Below are 16,768 nucleotides of genomic sequence, written 5' to 3' on the forward strand. Positions count from 1 at the left end.
GGCTGTATCCCCGTCATAAGGTGATCGGAAGCGGCGGCAATGGTATTCGGCAGATCGAAACGGCGGATCAACCGCATCCTCGTGGTCGAGGACGAGGCGCTGATCGCGTTCGAGACCGAATATTCGCTGGAAAGCGAAGGCTTCGAGGTGGTCGCGACGGTCGATACGGTGGCCGAGGCGGTACGCGTGCTGGAGACGGAGCCGGTCGATCTCGCGCTGCTCGACGTCACGCTTTCCGACGGCAGCGGGGTCGAGATCGCCCGCGTGGCGGCGGAGAAGGGGGTGTGCGTGGTGTTCGCCACGGGAAGCTGCCCCGGCGACGCCGACGGCCTGGCGCATGGCTGCCTGAGCAAGCCGTTCGGCGCGCGCGAGGTGACGCTGGTGGTCGCGGCGATCGAGCGGGTGCTGGCTGGCAAGCGCCCACGCAAGCTGCCGCCGACCTTCACCTTGTTCGAACGCGCGTTCGCGGCGAACGCTTAGCCGATCACCGCTTCGACCGCGTGCTTCCAGCCGGAGAGGCGCGTTTCGCGCGTCTTACCATCCATCTTGGGGGTGAAGCTTTCGAGCTTGCCGCGCATCGCGGCGGCTTCCTCCAGATCGGCGAACAGGCCGCTGCCGACGCCCGCCAGCATTGCCGCGCCCAACGCGGTGGTTTCGGCGAAGGCCGGGCGCTCGACCTCGAGGTCGAGCATGTCGGCGAGGTCCTGCGCCAGCCAGTCGTTCGCCATCATGCCGCCGTCGACGCGCAGCTTGGCCCAGTCCTGGCCGTCGGCGGCGAAGGCGGACTTGAGGTCGCTCGCCTGGTGGGCCATCGCCTCCAGCGCGGCGCGGACGATGTGCGCGCGCGTCGAGGCGAAGCTGAGGCCGGATATGGCGGCGCGCGCCTCCGGCTCCCAATGGGGCGCGCCGAGGCCGGAGAGCGCGGGGACGAGATAGACCCCGCCATTGTCGGGAACCGAGCGGGCGATCTCCTCGGTCTCGGCGCTGGTCCGGATCAGCTTCACCGAATCGCGCAGCCATTGGATGAGGCTGCCGGCGACGAAGATCGCGCCCTCCAGCGCGTAGTGGCGCTCACCGTTCAGCTGCCAGGCGATGGTCGAGAGCAGGCGGTGGCGCGAGGTGGGGAGGCGGCGGCCGGCCTGGGTCAGGATGAAGGCGCCGGTGCCGAAGGTCGCCTTGGTGTCGCCGGGCCGGAGGCAGGCCTGGCCGATGGCGGCGGCCTGCTGGTCGCCGGCCATGCCGCAGATCGGGATGGAGCCGCCGAGCAGCGCGGTCTCGCCGAAACTGCCGGCGCAATCGACGATCTCGGGCAGATGACGGCGATCGACGCCGAACAGGCTGAGCAGCCCGTCGTCCCACTGGCCCGAGCCGATCGCCATCAGCGCGGTGCGGCTGGCGTTGGTCGCATCGGTGATGTGCGCGCCGGTGAGCTTGAAGATCAGCCAGCTTTCGATGGTGCCGATGGCGAGATCGTCGCCCGCCTCGCGCAGTTGCGGCCAGTTTTCGCACGCCCAGGCGATCTTGGTCGCGCTGAAATAGGGATCGAGGAGGAGACCGGTCTTGGCCTGGACCGCGGTTTCGTGGCCGTCCTCCTTGAGGCGGCGGCATAGCGGCGCGGTGCGGCGGTCCTGCCAGACGATCGCGGGGGCGAGCGGCTCTCCGGTGCGCCGGTTCCAGAAGACGACGGTTTCGCGCTGGTTGGTGATGCCGATCGCGCGGATGCTGCCGGGCGCGGCACGCGAGGCGACCGCGCGGGCGCAGGCGAGGGTCTTGTCCCAGATCTCGGCGGGGTCGTGCTCGACCAGGCCGGGGCCGGGATAGGATTGGGTGAGTTCCTGCTGTTCCGTGTCGAGTGGCGTGCCGTCGGCGGAAAACAGCATTGCGCGGGTGGAGGTGGTGCCTTCGTCGATGACGAGGATGTGGTCGGGCATTTGGAGAGGCTAGGGTGAGCTTCCTATTCTGTCCATCGTCGCCCCTGCGAAGGCAGGGGCCGCTGGGTTCGTGGCACCTCCAGGCATCGCTCCTGCCGACAGAGGCCCCTGCCTTCGCAGGGGCGACGGGTGTTATCTGAGCCCCAATCCCGCCAGGCTCGTCTGGTCGAACTTGAGCTTCAGGGTCACGAAGGGCCCCGAGCGGGTGTAGCGCGCGTCCGCGAAGTCGCGATCGTGGAAGCCGACGGCGTTGTAGCCGACGGTGATCGCGCTGTTCTTCATCGGGCTCAGCGTGACGCTGGGGCCGGCGGACCAGGCGAAGCTGCGCATGCCGGCGCCCTGGCGGACGGTTCCCTGCGCGCCGACGGCGACGGTGTCCGACAGATCGAAGCGCAGGTCCGCGCCGACCAGGTTGCTCCAACCTTCGACATCGTCAGCGCCGAAGCGGTCGAAGACGTAGCGCGTGCCCCAGAAGATCGCGTACTCCCCGCACGCCCCGCCCGAGGGCGCATAGTTGACCGACAGGCTGTTGATCACACGGCGCGACAGCGCGTCGCCATCGACCAGCACCGGCGCGCCGCCGATCGGGCCGGGCGCGCCGATCACCGCGCCGGTAATGCTGTCCGACTTGAGTTCGAGCTTGTCGAGCAGCGCCCAGTCGCTCGCGGCCGGGCGGTGCGCCCAGCTGATCGCGATGCGGGCGGTTTCGGTGGTCGCGCCGGTGGGCGCGTCGGCATGGAAGAAGCTCGCCTGCCCGCCCAGCGCGCGGCCCTCGCCGATCTGGCGGAGCGCCGCGGTGGTGACGCCCCAGCGATCGCCGCTGTCACCGCTGCGCACCTCTGCACGGCCGGTCCACGACCAGCGGTCGCCGCGATAGGTGGCGCCGGCGGTAAGCGCGGTGAAATCCTCCGCGATGCTTCCGTCGCTTCCGAGATGTCCGCCGGAAGCGGCGGGTTGAGCTGGATTAATTACACGTGACGGCTCGATACCGGAGAGCGTGCGATTGCCGTCGACCGAGAGGTCCACGGTCCAGTTCCTGCCGAGCGGCAGCGACTGGGCGAGGCCATAGGCGGCATAGGTGCGCGGGCCGTATTCGGCGATGTTCTGGCGGTTGGCGGTGGCGACCAGGCGCGCGCCGGTCCACGGCTTCAGATCGAAGCCGAGCCGGGCGGTGCGGGCCTTCACCGCCTCCCCCTCGGCGATCTCGTACGCGCCGACCAGGCCGATGCCGGGCGTCACGGCGAAGCGCGCGGAGAGGCGGTGGCGGGCGGGGAAGTCGACGCTGTCGTCGGCGTCCGACAGCGCGAATTCGGTCTGCGCGTCGAGTTCGAGGCGGTTGCCGAACAGCCGCTGGGTCGCGCCCAGTTGGGCGAGGGTCGAGCTAGCCTCGCGGCCGTCGGCGAGGCGATCGTCGGCGAGGATGACGCCCGCGCGCAGATCGGTGGATTTGGTGCGGTATTCGACCAGCGCCTCGCCGGCGCGGCGGCGCGCGTCGGTGAGGAGATACTCCTCCTGCCAGGCGCGCGCGGAGACCGACAAGGCGTCGGTCAGCCGCGCGCGGACGTCGGCGCCGAATTTGCGCGTGCCGGTTTCCGACGCGTTGGTCTGGCCGACGCCGAAGCCGCCCTGCTGCTCGCGGGCATAGGCGAGCAGATCGATCTTCGAGCCGTGATGCTCGGCCTCGACCAGCCAGGCCGTCGATGCGCCCTCGGCAGCGCCTGAATCCGCCTTGGCGTCACGGTCGGTGACGGCGATCTCGGCGCGGATCTCGGTCGCGGCGTCGGGGCGGTAGCGGATATCGGCGCCGCCGAGCAGCGTCGTATCGCTATCGGTCTCGTCGCGGATCGCGGTGGCGGCGACCTGCAGCTTGCCGTCCGCCAGGCGCCAGGCGGCGCGGCCGCCGGCGTTGACCACGCGCTCGCCGACGCCGTCGACCTCATAGTCGATCACGATGAACTGCGGATCGAGGCTCGACGAGCGGCTGAGCACGGGCGATTTGAAGCGGAGCAGGCCCGCGATATAGTCGATATCGTAATCGACATAGCGGGTGAGGGTGGTGCGTTCGACGATGCGGTCCGAGCGGAGCCGGTCGCGGACCTCGATCACCACGGTTTCGGAATTGGGCAGGATGTCGCGCGCGGCGAGGGCGTAGGGGCCGGAGAGGCCGTTCCCCTGCAATTCCTCGCGGCGGTGGCGGAAGGGGGTGTCGGCGGCGAAGGCGGTGGCCTTCACCCGGCCGTTGTTGAACTCGGCCTTCACACCGTTGAAACTGCGGACGTAGCGGGCGAGCTCGGCCTCGTCCAAGCCGGTCTCGTAATCGCCGAACAGCGCATAGAATTGCGGGCGTTCGAGGCGGAGATAGAGGCGGCGCAGCGATGCGGCGTCGTGGCGGCGCTCCGAACGGTCGGCATAGACGGTGTAATAGGCTTCGGGATCGATGGCGCCCTGGAAGCGCGTCTCGTCCTCATCCTTGTCGCTGTCATAGGCGAGCGTCATCAGCCATTTGCCGCGCACTCTTCCCTTGGCGTAGAGGGCCAGGCGGGCGTCGGTGAACCAGGTCTCCCCGCCCTTGCCGAGATCCTCGCTGCGGCTGGCGAGGGTGCTGAAGCCCGCGGTGCCGGCGGCGAAGCCGACGATGGTCCAGGGGCGGTCGCCGGGGTCGAGCCACGCCTCCAGCCGCTGGGTGCGCGTCGCCTCGCCATCGCGGAAGGCGAAGCTGACGGCGAGCGTGCCCGAGGCGGTGGTCGGCTCAAGCTCGATAGTGGCGATGCCGTCATCGCCCTGGACGCGCCAGACGGGGCGGGCGCGCTCGAGGCCGGAGAGCTGGCGCGCGGCCTGCGCGTCGGCCTCGACCGCCGGGAAATAGGGCGCGGGAACGGCGAAATCGCCGACCAGGCCGTGGTGCACCGGGCGGCCGTCGCGATCGGTGAGACGGACGGCGATGACCGGGCGGGTGACGCCGTCTGCGACCAGCAGCGAGCGTTTGCGGACCAACTCGGCGTGCATCGGGCTGGCGGCGAAATGGACGTCGCGGGAAAGCGTCCGGACGAGCGCGCCGCCGGCGTCGCGGACTTGCGCGGTGAAGCGGGTCGTGCGGCCGGCAAGCTCGACGCCGCGCCACAGGCTGACCGCGCGCGCGCCGTCGGGCGCCGTGGTCGCGCCTTCATAGGCGAGCGTGTCGACTGGCTTGCCGTCGGCGAACAGCGTCACCTTCTGACCGGGCAGATGGCGGATGGCGATGCGGACGGCCCGAGTGCGTGGATTATGGTCCTCGGCCGGGAACAGCCAGGCGATGTCGTTGCCGGGAATGGCGAACCAGTCGGTCGCGCCGCCCGCTGCCTCGCTGTCGCTGGCGACCGGCGCGCGGACCGCTTTCCGCGCCGCATCGGCGCGCGGTGCGACCGCGGCGGCACGGAAATCGGCGCGTTTGATCATGCCGCCCGAGCCTGAGACGAAGCGCGAGATGGCGCTGCCTGCCGCCTCCGCGCCGCCTGCGCAGTCGACCGGCGCGCGATCGGCGGGGAAGGTGGCGGGCTCGACCTGGACGACGTGCAGGCCGGGCAGGACGCCATCGAAATGATAGCGGCCTTCCTCGTCCGTCACCGCGTAGCTGCCGTCCTCCAGCAGGACGCGGACGCCGGCTATCCCCTTGGAAGAGCGCGGATCGGCGGCGCAGCCGCCTTCGGTGACGCGGCCGATGATGGTCATGCGATCGGCCAGCGCGTCGCGGGCGATGCGCACGCTGGCGGCGGCGATGACGCTTTCGCTTCCGCGCGAATCGACGGCCTGGGCGCGGTTGAGCGCGTCGCCGGGCTGCGCATCGGGACGCACTTCGAGCAGATAGGTGACGAGGCCGCTCGCGCCGCCGGCGAGCGGCCCGATCGGCACGCTGAGCGATCGGCCGTCGCCGCTGACGCCGTAATCGGCCCGCGCGCCGTTGAAGCGCACGGTATCCGGCCTGAGGCGCATGGCATCGGGGATGGTGTCGCTGACGGTGACCGCGCCGGTCGCACGGTTGGCGTCGCTGTTGCCGACGGTGATGCGGTACTGGACGATATCGCCCGGCTCGGCGACCGCGGCGCTCGCGGTCTTGGTCAGCGACAAGGGCGCGCCGGGCTTGTCGAGCGGGATGTCGATCCTGACGGGCGCGGGCGTCGCGAGCGTGAACGCCGCGCCATAGGAGCCGGCGACGATGGCGTACGGCCCGCCGTCGGGACGCTCGAAGCCCGCCAGATCGGCGGGCGATGCGCTCGACGGCGCCGAATAGGGCGCGGGGGGCTCTACCCGCAGCCGGTAGCGCCCCGGCCTGGCGAGCGGGAAGCGATAGTCGCCGGGCGGAAACTGATACACCGCGCCGCCGCTGTCGGTGACGGTCGATCCGGTCACGACGCTCGACGGGAAGCTGGAGACGCCGTCGTCGCCGAACACTTCGGCCGGCTGGCCGGTGGCGTCGTCGATCAGCGTGACGCGCGCGCCCGCGACGGGCGCGCCGTCCGCACTGTCGAAGGTGACGCCATAGGGATCGATCAGGATGTCGAGCGCGGGCGAGCCGACCAGCGCCCCGGTGTCGCCGCGCGCGGTGTCGATCGTGACGCGCGTGCCCGGCGCGACCGACAGGCGGCAATCGTCGCGGACTGCGACCGGCGGGGTCGCGATCGTCAGGATATAGCTGGTGAAGATGCCGCTATCCGCGTCGGTTTCGGTGAGGGTCACCGTCTCGCGATCGCCGTCCGCACCCGAAAGCACGAGGCGCACCGTCTCCGTGCTTGCGGGATCGCGATTGTCGGCGGGCGATTCGAAGCGCAGCACGATCGCGTCGGCGGCGTGGATGGCGGATGCCGGGGCGACCGATGCGGGACGCAGCGCGGCGGGGCCGTAGACCCCGCGCGCCGCCTGGTTGGGGCCGCTGTGCGGGCAAAGGGCGTCGCCGATATCGAGCGGCTGGCTGCCGGAATCGCCGGAGAAGCGCAGCAGGCTGAGTGCGGCCGCCGGCGTCTGGGCGAGCGCGATCGTCACCCGGTTCGACTGGCGAGCCTGGCGGGCGGTCCCCGCGTCCCATTCGATCTGCGCGACGTTGACGATGGCCGGGGCCGGCGTCTGCGCGCGTGCGATCGACGGGAGAAGCGCGGCGGCGGCGATCGCCACGGCCACGCAGCACCGGACAAGAAGATGGCGAATGACGTGCATCGCGCTTGGGCAAATCGGGAGCCGGCTCGTCCCCACGAGAACCGGCTCCCGACCCCGCTGACGGTCAGTTGACCGTGACGCGGAAGCGAAGCGTGCTCGACGAGCCCGCCGGAACGGAGGCGAGCGTGCCGGACACGGTGTTGCTGGCGAACGAGCCGCCCGACGCGCCGTCGGCGTTGCACACGCCGCCGGTGACGGTTCCGCCCAGCATGATCCCGATCGAGCCGGGGCCCGAGGCGAGATAGGTCGTCTGCGACGGCAGCGGATCGCTGATCGCGACGTTCGACGCCGCGGCCCCACCCGCGGCGTTGGTGACGGCGATGCAATATTCGACCACCGCGCCCGGGATCATCTTCGGATCGGTGGCGCCGTTGACCGGATCGCTGATGACGGTCGAGGTCTTGGCGACGGTCAGGCTGGCCGCGGCGACGGTATAATCGTCGCGCGCGCTGAACGCGCCGTCGCGCGCCGCATCGTCGGTGCCGGCGCCGTCGGTGAAGACGGTGTCCTTGCCCGACGTGTTGGCGCCCGAGGTCTGGCTGATCGCGGCGCCCTGGCTGGTCGCCGTACCGCCCTCACGCGCGGTCGCGGTGAGCGAGACGGCCGCCTTGTCGCCGGTCGCCTGGCCGAGCGGCACGGCGGCGACGACGAAGACGGTGCGGGTCGCATCGATGCCGAGCTCGTCGACATAGGTCGCCGCGAGATCGGTGCCAGCATTGTACACGCCGTTGCCGTTGGTATCGACATAGACGGCGAGGCCGGTGACGTTGAAATTGTCGGTGCCGCCGTGCGGCGCCGATCCGCCGGTCAACTGGGCGGCCGTCAGCGCGAAATCGAGCACCTCGTTCGAGGTGTTGGTGACCGCGAACGTCGTCACCGCCACGGTCTGGCCGGGCGACACCGATGTGGTGGCGTTGCCGGTCTCGACGATGGTCAGATCGACCTTGCGGTCGACGGTGAAGCTGTTCGACGCGGTCACCGCGTTCTGCGCGACGCCGCCGACCTGATAGTTGACGGTGACGTTGTTGGTGATGCTCGTGCCGGCGGTGGTGCCCCCGGCGAGCGCGGGGGAGGCCCCCGCGACGCCCGCGACAGCACCGGCCGCAAGAAGCAGCCTGGTCTTGCTGGTCATGATGGTCTCACTTCAATTGGGCGCCGAAGTCCCCACCCGCCGGCGCCTGAAGCGGGGTAATCTTACTAGCGGACGACGCCGCGGAAGCTGAGCTTTCCTCCCTGTCCGGCCGGAATGGCCTTTGCGAATGTCCAGCGGACATGGGTGACATCCTCCGGGCGGGCCCCACGCACCGTCCCATCGGATTCCTTGACCTTCAGGCTGGAAAGCGTTCCCCACGAACGCCCCCCGTCGATCGAAACGACCGCTGCCTGATCGGGCGAGGACTGGAATGCGACCGCGCCCGGCATCGGGTTGGTCACGACGAAATCAGTCGCCGGGGTCGCCCCCCTGTTGCGATAGTTGAGCACGAAGACGAGCTTGTCGCCGGGCACCACCAGGCTCGGCTCCTCGAGCACGATCTTCTGCTGGCCGTTCGCCAGCACGGTCTTTTCGACGAACACCGCGCTGGTCAGCGCGACATCGTTGGCGGCGTGCGCCAGCGCCGGCGAAAGCAGCGCGGCGAGCGCGAATACGAGACGCTTCATCATGCGAAGTCTCCTCAATCGACCTGAACCTGGAAGGTGACGGTGCGGACCTGCCCGCCGGCGACGTTGCCGAGGCGGACGGCGATGGCGCCGCTCGCCAGCTCGCCGGCGTCGCCGTCGGCGGCATCGGTGAGCGCCGCGCCCTGGAGCGTGAGCGTGCCGGGGCGATAGCTGGACCCCGCCGGAATCGCGTCGGCGATGGCGAGGTTGCCGAGCGTGCCGGTGCCGCTGACCGTCGCCACGAGCGAATAGGTGATGACCGATCCAGGCACCGCGCTGGTCCCCCCGAATGGATCGGCGACGGTCGCGCTCTTGACGAAGCCGACGGTGGCGGCGCTGACGGCGTAGAAGCCGCTCGCGTCCGCATCCGCGCCGGTGGCGCCGACGATGGCGTTGCCACCGCCCTGGCCCTGGCCGGCGAAGCTGGCGCCGGGCGCGCCCGAGCCGGTGCTCGCTTCGGCCGAAAGCTGCGCGCGACCGCGGTGGCCGTCGCCTGCGCCGCCGGGAATGGTCGAAAGCAGGAAGACGGTGACCGAGGCGTCGGGCGCCAGCAGCGGATCGTTGCCGCCGGCGACATAGACGGTGTCGACCCCGGCGTCGTAAGCGCCGTTCCCGTTCGAATCGAGGACGATCGCGGTGACGGCCGGATCGAAATCGTCGCCGCCGAGCGTCCCGGCGCTCGCCAGGCCGAAGGCCTCGTCGCCATTGCCGGTATTGGTGACGGTGAAGGTCAGCACGCGATCGGCGCTGCCCGGAATCGCCTGGACGTCGCCCGGATCGGCCGAAACGACCGTCACGTCGAGCAGCTCGTCCACCGTCAGGCTGACGGTGTTCGACGGCACGGTGACGGTGCCCCCCGGCCCGTCATAGCTGGCGGTCGCCTGGTTATCGATCCGCGTTCCCGCGGTCGTGCCGCCGGCGATCGCCGGACTGGCCAGTCCCAGGGCGGCGCCTGCAATTATGCGCGCGCCAACGCCCGAAATATGTTGCATGTTTGATCCCCACTCAAACGTGAGGACGGCTTCTGAACGAAAAGGGCAAATTTTCGGTTAACCGGATATGTGAAGGATATTGCCGTCCCGAATGCGGGCAGGGAGTGATGCGTTGCGGATCGACGAACGGGCATTGACGGCGGAGAAAGACCCGACCGGGGAGCTCCCGCGGATCGCGGCGGACGAGGGCGCCGAAGAGATCTCGCTGCGCCGCGACCGGCTGCTCGCGGCGCTGACCCTGATCGCCGCGGTGGCGTTGTTCCTGGCGATGCCCTTCGCCTTGCGCGCCGCGGCGCCGGTGTTCCTGCCGCTGACCGCGGCGATCGTCATCGCCATCGCGCTGGTGCCGCCGCTCGAATGGCTGGAGCGCCGCCGCATTCCCGCGCCGCTCGCCGCGTTCCTGTGCGTCGTCGGCTTCCTCGTGCTGGTCAACATCGCCCTGGCCTCGATCGTCGTGCCGGGGATCGAGTGGTTCCGCGTGCTGCCGGAGCGAATCGAGCGAATCCAGTCCAACCTGGCGCCGCTGCTCGACCTCTATTCCAGCCTGGACCGGTTCCTGAACGAGATCATCGGCCAGTTCGCCCAGGGATCGGGCGTGCGCGAGGCGCAGACCGCGGCGGTCGAGCCGCCCGGTTCGATCGTCGAGGTGCTGGCGACGTCCGCGCCGTCCGCGCTGATCGAGATGTTCTTCGCGGTGCTGGTCATCTATTTCTTCCTCGCCGGCTGGACGCGGCTGCGGCGCGGGGCGATCACCAGCCGGACTAGCTTCGGCGGCGCGATGGCGACCGCGCGCGTGATCCAGGAGGTGGTCGACGACACGTCGAGCTATCTGGGCACGATCACCTTCATCAACATGGGCCTGGGCGCGCTGATCGCCTGGGGGCTGTGGATGATGGGCATGCCCAGCCCGCTGATGTGGGGCGGAATCGTCGCGCTGTTGAATTTCGTGCCCTATCTCGGCCCGATCCTGGCGGCGTTCCTGCTGGCGTTGGGCGGGCTGATGACCTTCGCCGACATCTGGATGGCGATGGCGCCCGCGGCGCTGATGATCGCCGCGCACACGATCGAGGCGAACTTCATCACCCCGCTGATCGTCGGGCGGCGGCTGACGATCAATCCCATTCTGATCCTGATCTCGCTCTCCTTCTGGGGCTGGATCTGGGGGGCGCCGGGGGCGCTGCTCGCGGTGCCGCTGCTCATCATCATCCAGACCGTGGTGCGCGCCGCGGGCAAGCCCGACATCGCCGGCTTCCTGTTCGAGCACGGCACGCTGACCGCGCATCAGGACCCGCTGCATCCGCCGCGGTAGCAAGCCGTATCCTGTTTTTCCGTCGCCCCCGCGCAGGCGGGGGCCTCAGTCGGCATATGCAGCGCTTGATTGTGCCACAAACCCGGCGGCCCCCGCCTGCGCGGGGGCGACGGAAGGTCGGCCGGCGCTGCTTCGGCGCCAGCAGAAATCTACCCGCGACCGCGCTTGACAGGGTGGGGGCGCGCTTCTAGGTGAGCGCCTCCCAAGCCCAAGCGGGTGTAGCTCAGTTGGTTAGAGCGCCGGCCTGTCACGCCGGAGGTCGCGGGTTCGAGCCCCGTCACTCGCGCCATTCCCGGATGGAATGGCCGCCTGCCTGGACATTCTCCACAACGCGATTTGTCTGATTGGAGCCGGCGCGCTTTCCGGCTAGAAAAGCGCCCGATGGCCGATGTCCCTGGAACAATGCCCGAAAAGGGCGAAGTCGCCGCGCCAGCATTCCTCTCCGGCGGCGGCGACATGGGCGAGCGGATTCGCGGGTTCGACTGGAGCGCGCACCCGTTCGGCCCGCCCGCGACCTGGCCGGCGGCGCTGCGCACCGCGCTGAGCATCTGCCTGCATTCGAGCTTCCCCACCGCGATCTACTGGGGGCCCGAGCTTCGCCTGCTCTACAACGACGCCTGGGCGCCGATCCCGGCCGATCGCCATCCCTGGGCGCTCGGCCGGCAGGGAATGGAGGTCTGGGCGGATATCTGGGACGTGGTCGGTCCGCAGTTCGATGCGGTGCTGCGCACGGGCGAAGGTTTTTCGGCGTACGACCAGATGCTGGCGATGGAGCGGAACGGGGTTCCGCGCGAAACCTATTGGAACTACAGCTTCACGCCCATCGTCGACGATGACGGCGCGGTGCTCGGCGTGCTCAACCAGGGGCACGAGACGACCGCCAAGGTGCTCACCGCGCGCGACAATCGCGCAGAGGTGGAGCGGATGCGCGAGATGGTCGAGCAGGCGCCGGCCGCGATCGCGCTGCTGACCGGGCAACGCCATGTCATCACCGTCGCCAACCCGGCCTATCGCACGCTGGTCGGCGGGCGCGAGGTGCTCGGCAAGACCGTGGCCGACGCGCTGCCCGAGGTGGTCGAGCAGGGCTTTATCGACCTGCTCGATGCGGTGCGCGGCACCGGGGTCGCCCACCGGGCGACGGGCGCGTCCGTCTGGCTGGACGGCGCAGACGGCGCGCGCAACGAGCACCGGCTCGATTTCGTCTATCAGCCGGTCAAGGACGCAGCCGGCAACGTCATCGCCATCTTCGTCGAGGCGACCGACGTCACCGACCGCTTCGCCGCCGAGGCGGCGTTGCGCGAGAGCGAGGAGCGCCTCCACCATGCGCTGGGCGCGTCCAACAGCGTCGGCGTGTGGGACTGGGACGTGAAGGCGGACCGGGTCCATGCCGACGAGCGTTTCGCGCGGCATTACGGCGTCGATCCCGAACGCGCGGCGGCCGGCCAGCCGATCCGCGCCTTCATGCGCAATTTCCATCCCGACGACATCGCGCGCGTCAGCGGGGAGATCAACGCGGCGCTTGCCAGCGGCGACCTCTATTCCTCCGACTATCGCCTGCGCCGCCCCGACGGGTCATGGATGTGGGTCAACGCCCAGGGGCGGGCAGTGCACGATGCCGACGGCAGGGCGGAGCGCTTCCTGGGCGTGTCGTTCGACATCACCGATCGCAAGCTGGCCGAGGAGGAATTGCGGCGCACCCGCGACGACCGCGATTTCGTGTTCGAACTGGCCGAGCGGATGCGCGCGATCGGCGACCCCGACGATATCATGCAGGCGGCGGTCGAGACGCTCGGGCAACGGCTGGGCGCCGACCGGGTCGGCTTCTTCCGCTATGTCGGCGCCGGGGAGATCGAGTTCGGCGCGGGCTGGACCACTTCGGCGGTCAAGCCGCTGGAGGGGCGGATGCCCGTCGCCACGCTGGGCGGCTGGGTCAACGAGCATCTCGAGGCGGGCGAGCTGCTCGTGACCGACGACAGCCGCGCCGATCCCAACTGGCGCGATACGGTATTCCCCAAGATCGGCATGGCGGCGGGCGTCGGCGTGCCGATGCGGCGCTGGGACCGGCTGGAGGGCGGCCTCTACGTTCATCAGGCCGAGCCCCGCAAATGGACCAGCGAAGAAATCGGCTTGATCGAGGAGGTTGCGCAGCTTTCCTGGGATGCGATGGGACGTGCCGAAGCGGTCGCCGAATTGCGCCTGCGCAACGAATCGCTGCGCGAGGAGGTGGAAGAGCGCACCGCCGAGCGCGACCGCATCTGGGACGTCAGCCAGGACCTGCTTCTGGTTTCCGATACGGCGGGCGTTTGGCTGGCGGTCAACCCCGCGCTGACGACGATGCTCGGCTGGGAGCCGGAGGATGTGATCGGCCGCACGTCCGAATGGATGGAGCACCCCGACGACCGCGCCGCGACGCGCGCCGAGGTGGCGCAGCTTGCGATCGGCGAGACCACCTTCGGCTTCGTCAACCGCTTCCGTGCGCGGAACGGCGGCTATCGCACGATATCGTGGACGGCGGTGACGATCGAGGATCGCATCTACGCGACGGGACGCGACGTGACCGCGGAGGAGGAGCAGCGCGCCGAGCTCGCCCGGTCCGAACAGCGCACGCGGCTCGCGCTGTCGGCGATCAACGGCGTGGGCACCTGGACCTATCGGCCCGATATCGACCTGTTCCGCTGCGACACCAACTTCGCCCGGCTCTACGGCGTCGATCCGACCGACGGCGCGCGGGGCATTCCGATCGAGGGAGCATTTCGCCGGATCGAGCCCGACGACCTGGTGCGCCTGAAGGCGCTGATCGCCAAAAGCCACAATCGGCCGGGCGACGCGCAGATCGAATATCGCGTCATCCAGGAAGACGGATCGGTGGCGTGGGTGCTGTCGCGCACCAACACCTCGATCGGCGAGGGCGGGACCCGCGTGGTGACCGGCGTCGCGGTCGACATCACCGAGCAGAGGCGGCTGGAGGAGACGCTGCGCCAGTCCCAAAAAATGGAGGCGGTTGGGCAGCTTACGGGTGGTCTTGCGCACGACTTCAACAACATGCTGACCGGCATTTCGGGCGCGCTGGAGATGATGCAGCTGCGCATCGGCCAGGGACGCGCGAGCGAGGTGCCGCGCTATATCGACGCGGCGCAGGGCGCGGCGAAGCGCGCGGCGGCGCTGACGCACCGGCTGCTCGCCTTTTCGCGCCGCCAGACGCTCGATCCGCGGCCGGTCGATCCCGGTCCGCTGATCACCGGGCTCGAGGAGATCATCCGTCGCGCGGTGGGGCCGGCGCACGACATCGGCATCGATATCCACGACGGCGTGTGGCGAACCCGGGTCGATCCCAACCAGCTGGAAAACGCGCTGCTCAACCTGTGCATCAACGCGCGCGACGCGATGCCGGAGGGCGGACATATCGAAATCGTCGCGAGCAACCAGGCCGTCGAGGAAGCCGACGCGCGGGCATGGGAGATGGCGCCTGGCGACTATGTCGTGCTGTGCGTCGCGGACGAGGGATCGGGCATGTCGCCCGAGGTGATCGCCCGCGCGTTCGACCCGTTCTTCACCACCAAGCCGCTTGGGGAAGGAACGGGGCTCGGCCTCTCCATGATCTACGGCTTCGCACGCCAGTCGGGCGGGGCGATCCGCATCGAATCGGCGCTGGGCAAGGGCACGGTGATGCGCCTGTACCTGCCGCGCCACCACGGCGCGGACGCGAAGGGCGCGGCCGAGGGCGACGCGCAGATCATCCCGCGCCCCGGACGGGGCCGGTCGGTGCTGGTGGTGGACGACGAGCCGACGGTGCGGATGCTGGTGACCGAGCAGCTCGCCGAGCTCGGCTATTCGGCGATCGAGGCGGCGGATGGGGCCGGGGCGCTGGCGATCCTCGGATCGCAGGCGGTGATCGATCTGCTGGTGACCGATGTCGGCCTGCCCGGCGGCATGAACGGCCGGCAGGTCGCCGAAGCGGCGCGGATGGTGCGACCCGAGCTGAAGGTGCTGTTCGTCACCGGCTTCGCCGAGCAGTCCGTGCTGGCCGATGGCGAGCTGCCGCCGGGGATGGGCGTGATGACCAAGCCGTTCACGATGGACGTGCTTGCCGCCCGGATCGATGCGCTGGTGAGCGGGTGAGCGGAGGCTAGCGCCAGGCGCCCGTTTCCATCCAGCGCAGCAGCGGCTTGAGCGGGGCGATCCAGACGATCCCCGCGACCAGATAGACGATCAGCTGCAGCGCCCAGTGCCATCCGCCGATCACGCCGGAAAAGCTGGCGATCAGCACCACCCACACCAGGATCAGCGCGAGAATGACGAACATCCCGAATGGCTTGCGCCAAGTTGGCGTCATGACTTCGCTCCATCCCGCCAGACGATGCCGGCTTCGGTGATGACCGCGTCGAGCGGCTGGTCCCAGCTGTCGACCGGCAGCACATCGACGCGTTGGCCCGAAAAGGCAACGCCGACGCGCAGCGCCTTGCGCAGCCCGGCGAGCGCGCGGTCGTAATGACCGGCGCCCTGGCCGAGGCGATGGAGCGCGGCGTCGAAGGCGAGCAGGGGCACCAGCACGATGTCGGGCGCCGCCTCAGGCGCGTCGTGCGGCGGCTGGGTGAGGCCGAAGGGGCCGGGGATCAGCGGCGTGCCGTCGTCGATCAGGAAGCGGATCGGCTCTTCGCGCGACACGGTGTGCGGCAGCGCTATGGCGATCCCGGCGCGACGCGCGGCGGCGACCAGCGGCGCGGGATCGGCTTCGCTGCCCGTCGCGACATAGGCGGCGATCGTGCCCGCGCCGCGCAGCAGATCGGAAAGGCCCGGCGGCGCTTCGATCGCGGACGAGCCGCGCGCGGCGACGATCGCGGCGCGGGTGGCGCGCATCGTGCGGCGCAGCGCGATCTTGCCGGGTGCGTCTGTCATGAACGGGTGACGGGACCGCCTTGGTCGTTTGCCTGAATATCCTCTGACGCCGTAAACGTCAGGTGGGGATCATGTGCGACAGGCCAGGACCTGCGCAGGGACAACCCCCAAGGATGATGAATCGCCTCAGGGATAATGCAAAGGCTCGTGCCAGGCAGTGCCCGTCGCGTCCAATCTAGGCGCTGGCGCCTTCGCGCTCAAGAGCGGAGGCGATCGCCTCGACCCGTTCGGCGAGGCGTTCAAGCGCTGGCGCGAGATCGGGCTGCGTCTGTGCCGCGGGCGCGCCGCCACCGCCGCTGTGCAGCTCGTCGGCGAGCAGCAGCCCGGCGAGCAGCAGCTGACGGGTCTCATTGACACCGCCAACCGCCTGGCGCGCCTCCTCCGCGCGCGCATCGAGCAAGGTGCCGAGCTTGCGCAGGTGATCCTCCTCGCCATCGCGGCAGGTGACGGCATATTCGCGTCCGCCGACGGTGATGACGATCTGCGCCATCAGCGCTGCTTCGCGATGAGGCTGTCGAGCTGTTCGACCGCCATCTCCGTCGTCCGGCGCAGCTTCGCGTAACGCGCTGCCAGCGCGGGATCTCCGGCCGGCTTGCGCGCCGCGGATTCGATCCGCGCCAGCGCGGCGTCGATCCGGGCGAGGGCCTGAGAGGCGCGGTCGTTCGACATCGGATGATAGCTACCACGCTCAATCGCCTGTGCAAGCGGGATTACCCTGCTTGAGCCCGCCAGCCCGGTTGACGCGGTGGCCCGCGGCCCGCAAAGACCCGCGCATTCGCCGACTCGCGCCCGCG

The 16,768-nt window shown here is 69.9% G+C and carries 12 protein-coding genes and 1 tRNA gene; 4 read left to right on the forward strand and 9 right to left on the reverse strand.

What is annotated here, in order from left to right; all coding sequences use genetic code 11:
• The first annotated feature begins 39 nt into the window (after nt 1-39).
• The gene (locus D1610_RS15940) at nt 40-480 is read left to right on the forward strand and encodes a response regulator (RefSeq protein ID WP_118865197.1); all 441 of its coding nucleotides are present in this window, start codon (nt 40-42) and stop codon (nt 478-480) included.
• Here the strand turns inward: D1610_RS15940 and glpK are convergent.
• The 5 genes from glpK to D1610_RS15965 form a co-directional block, all read right to left on the reverse strand.
• Entirely contained in the window at nt 477-1,931 is a 1,455-nt protein-coding gene (gene glpK / locus D1610_RS15945; protein ID WP_118865198.1) for a glycerol kinase GlpK, read from the reverse strand. The genes D1610_RS15940 and glpK overlap by 4 nt on opposite strands.
• A gap of 132 nt (nt 1,932-2,063) precedes the next feature.
• Complete coding sequence (locus D1610_RS15950; RefSeq protein WP_245942335.1) at nt 2,064-7,082, reverse strand: hypothetical protein; 5,019 nt, start codon at nt 7,080-7,082, stop codon at nt 2,064-2,066.
• A 100-nt stretch (nt 7,083-7,182) separates the two neighbouring features.
• Entirely contained in the window at nt 7,183-8,250 is a 1,068-nt protein-coding gene (locus tag D1610_RS15955; protein WP_118865199.1) for a DUF11 domain-containing protein, read from the reverse strand.
• 65 nt (nt 8,251-8,315) lie between these two features.
• A complete protein-coding gene (locus D1610_RS15960) occupies nt 8,316-8,780 on the reverse strand; it encodes a DUF11 domain-containing protein (protein ID WP_118865200.1) in 465 nt (154 codons plus the stop codon).
• Between the two features lie 11 nt (nt 8,781-8,791).
• A complete protein-coding gene (locus D1610_RS15965; RefSeq protein ID WP_118865201.1) occupies nt 8,792-9,769 on the reverse strand; it encodes a hypothetical protein in 978 nt (325 codons plus the stop codon).
• 172 nt (nt 9,770-9,941) lie between these two features.
• On the opposite strand from D1610_RS15965, the gene D1610_RS15970 reads away from it, so the two are divergent.
• The 3 genes from D1610_RS15970 (at nt 9,942) to D1610_RS15980 (ending at nt 15,197) form a co-directional block, all read left to right on the forward strand.
• Nucleotides 9,942-11,078 (forward strand): AI-2E family transporter, encoded by a 1,137-nt coding sequence (locus tag D1610_RS15970; RefSeq protein WP_245942344.1) that lies wholly within the window; start codon nt 9,942-9,944, stop codon nt 11,076-11,078.
• A 212-nt stretch (nt 11,079-11,290) separates the two neighbouring features.
• A tRNA-Asp gene (locus D1610_RS15975) sits at nt 11,291-11,367 on the forward strand.
• A gap of 92 nt (nt 11,368-11,459) precedes the next feature.
• Nucleotides 11,460-15,197: a PAS domain-containing protein gene (locus D1610_RS15980; RefSeq protein ID WP_118865203.1), complete on the forward strand. Its 3,738-nt coding sequence runs from the start codon at nt 11,460-11,462 to the stop codon at nt 15,195-15,197.
• 7 nt (nt 15,198-15,204) lie between these two features.
• Here the strand turns inward: D1610_RS15980 and D1610_RS15985 are convergent, their stop codons facing one another.
• From D1610_RS15985 to D1610_RS16000, 4 genes are all read right to left on the reverse strand, one after another.
• Nucleotides 15,205-15,411 (reverse strand): DUF2842 domain-containing protein, encoded by a 207-nt coding sequence (locus D1610_RS15985; RefSeq protein ID WP_118865204.1) that lies wholly within the window; start codon nt 15,409-15,411, stop codon nt 15,205-15,207.
• Nucleotides 15,408-15,974: a 5-formyltetrahydrofolate cyclo-ligase gene (locus D1610_RS15990; protein ID WP_118865205.1), complete on the reverse strand. Its 567-nt coding sequence runs from the start codon at nt 15,972-15,974 to the stop codon at nt 15,408-15,410. The genes D1610_RS15985 and D1610_RS15990 overlap by 4 nt, the downstream gene beginning before the upstream one ends.
• Nucleotides 15,975-16,149: 175 nt before the next feature.
• On the reverse strand, nt 16,150-16,464 hold the full coding sequence (locus D1610_RS15995) for a cell division protein ZapA (RefSeq protein WP_118865206.1): 315 nt from the start codon (nt 16,462-16,464) through the stop codon (nt 16,150-16,152).
• Nucleotides 16,464-16,643: a hypothetical protein gene (locus D1610_RS16000; protein ID WP_118865207.1), complete on the reverse strand. Its 180-nt coding sequence runs from the start codon at nt 16,641-16,643 to the stop codon at nt 16,464-16,466. Before D1610_RS16000 ends, D1610_RS15995 begins: the two co-directional genes overlap by 1 nt.
• Between the last annotated feature and the right edge of the window lie 125 nt (nt 16,644-16,768).

The organism is Sphingomonas gilva (genome assembly GCF_003515075.1).
Classification (GTDB): Bacteria; Pseudomonadota; Alphaproteobacteria; order Sphingomonadales; family Sphingomonadaceae; genus Sphingomonas; species Sphingomonas gilva.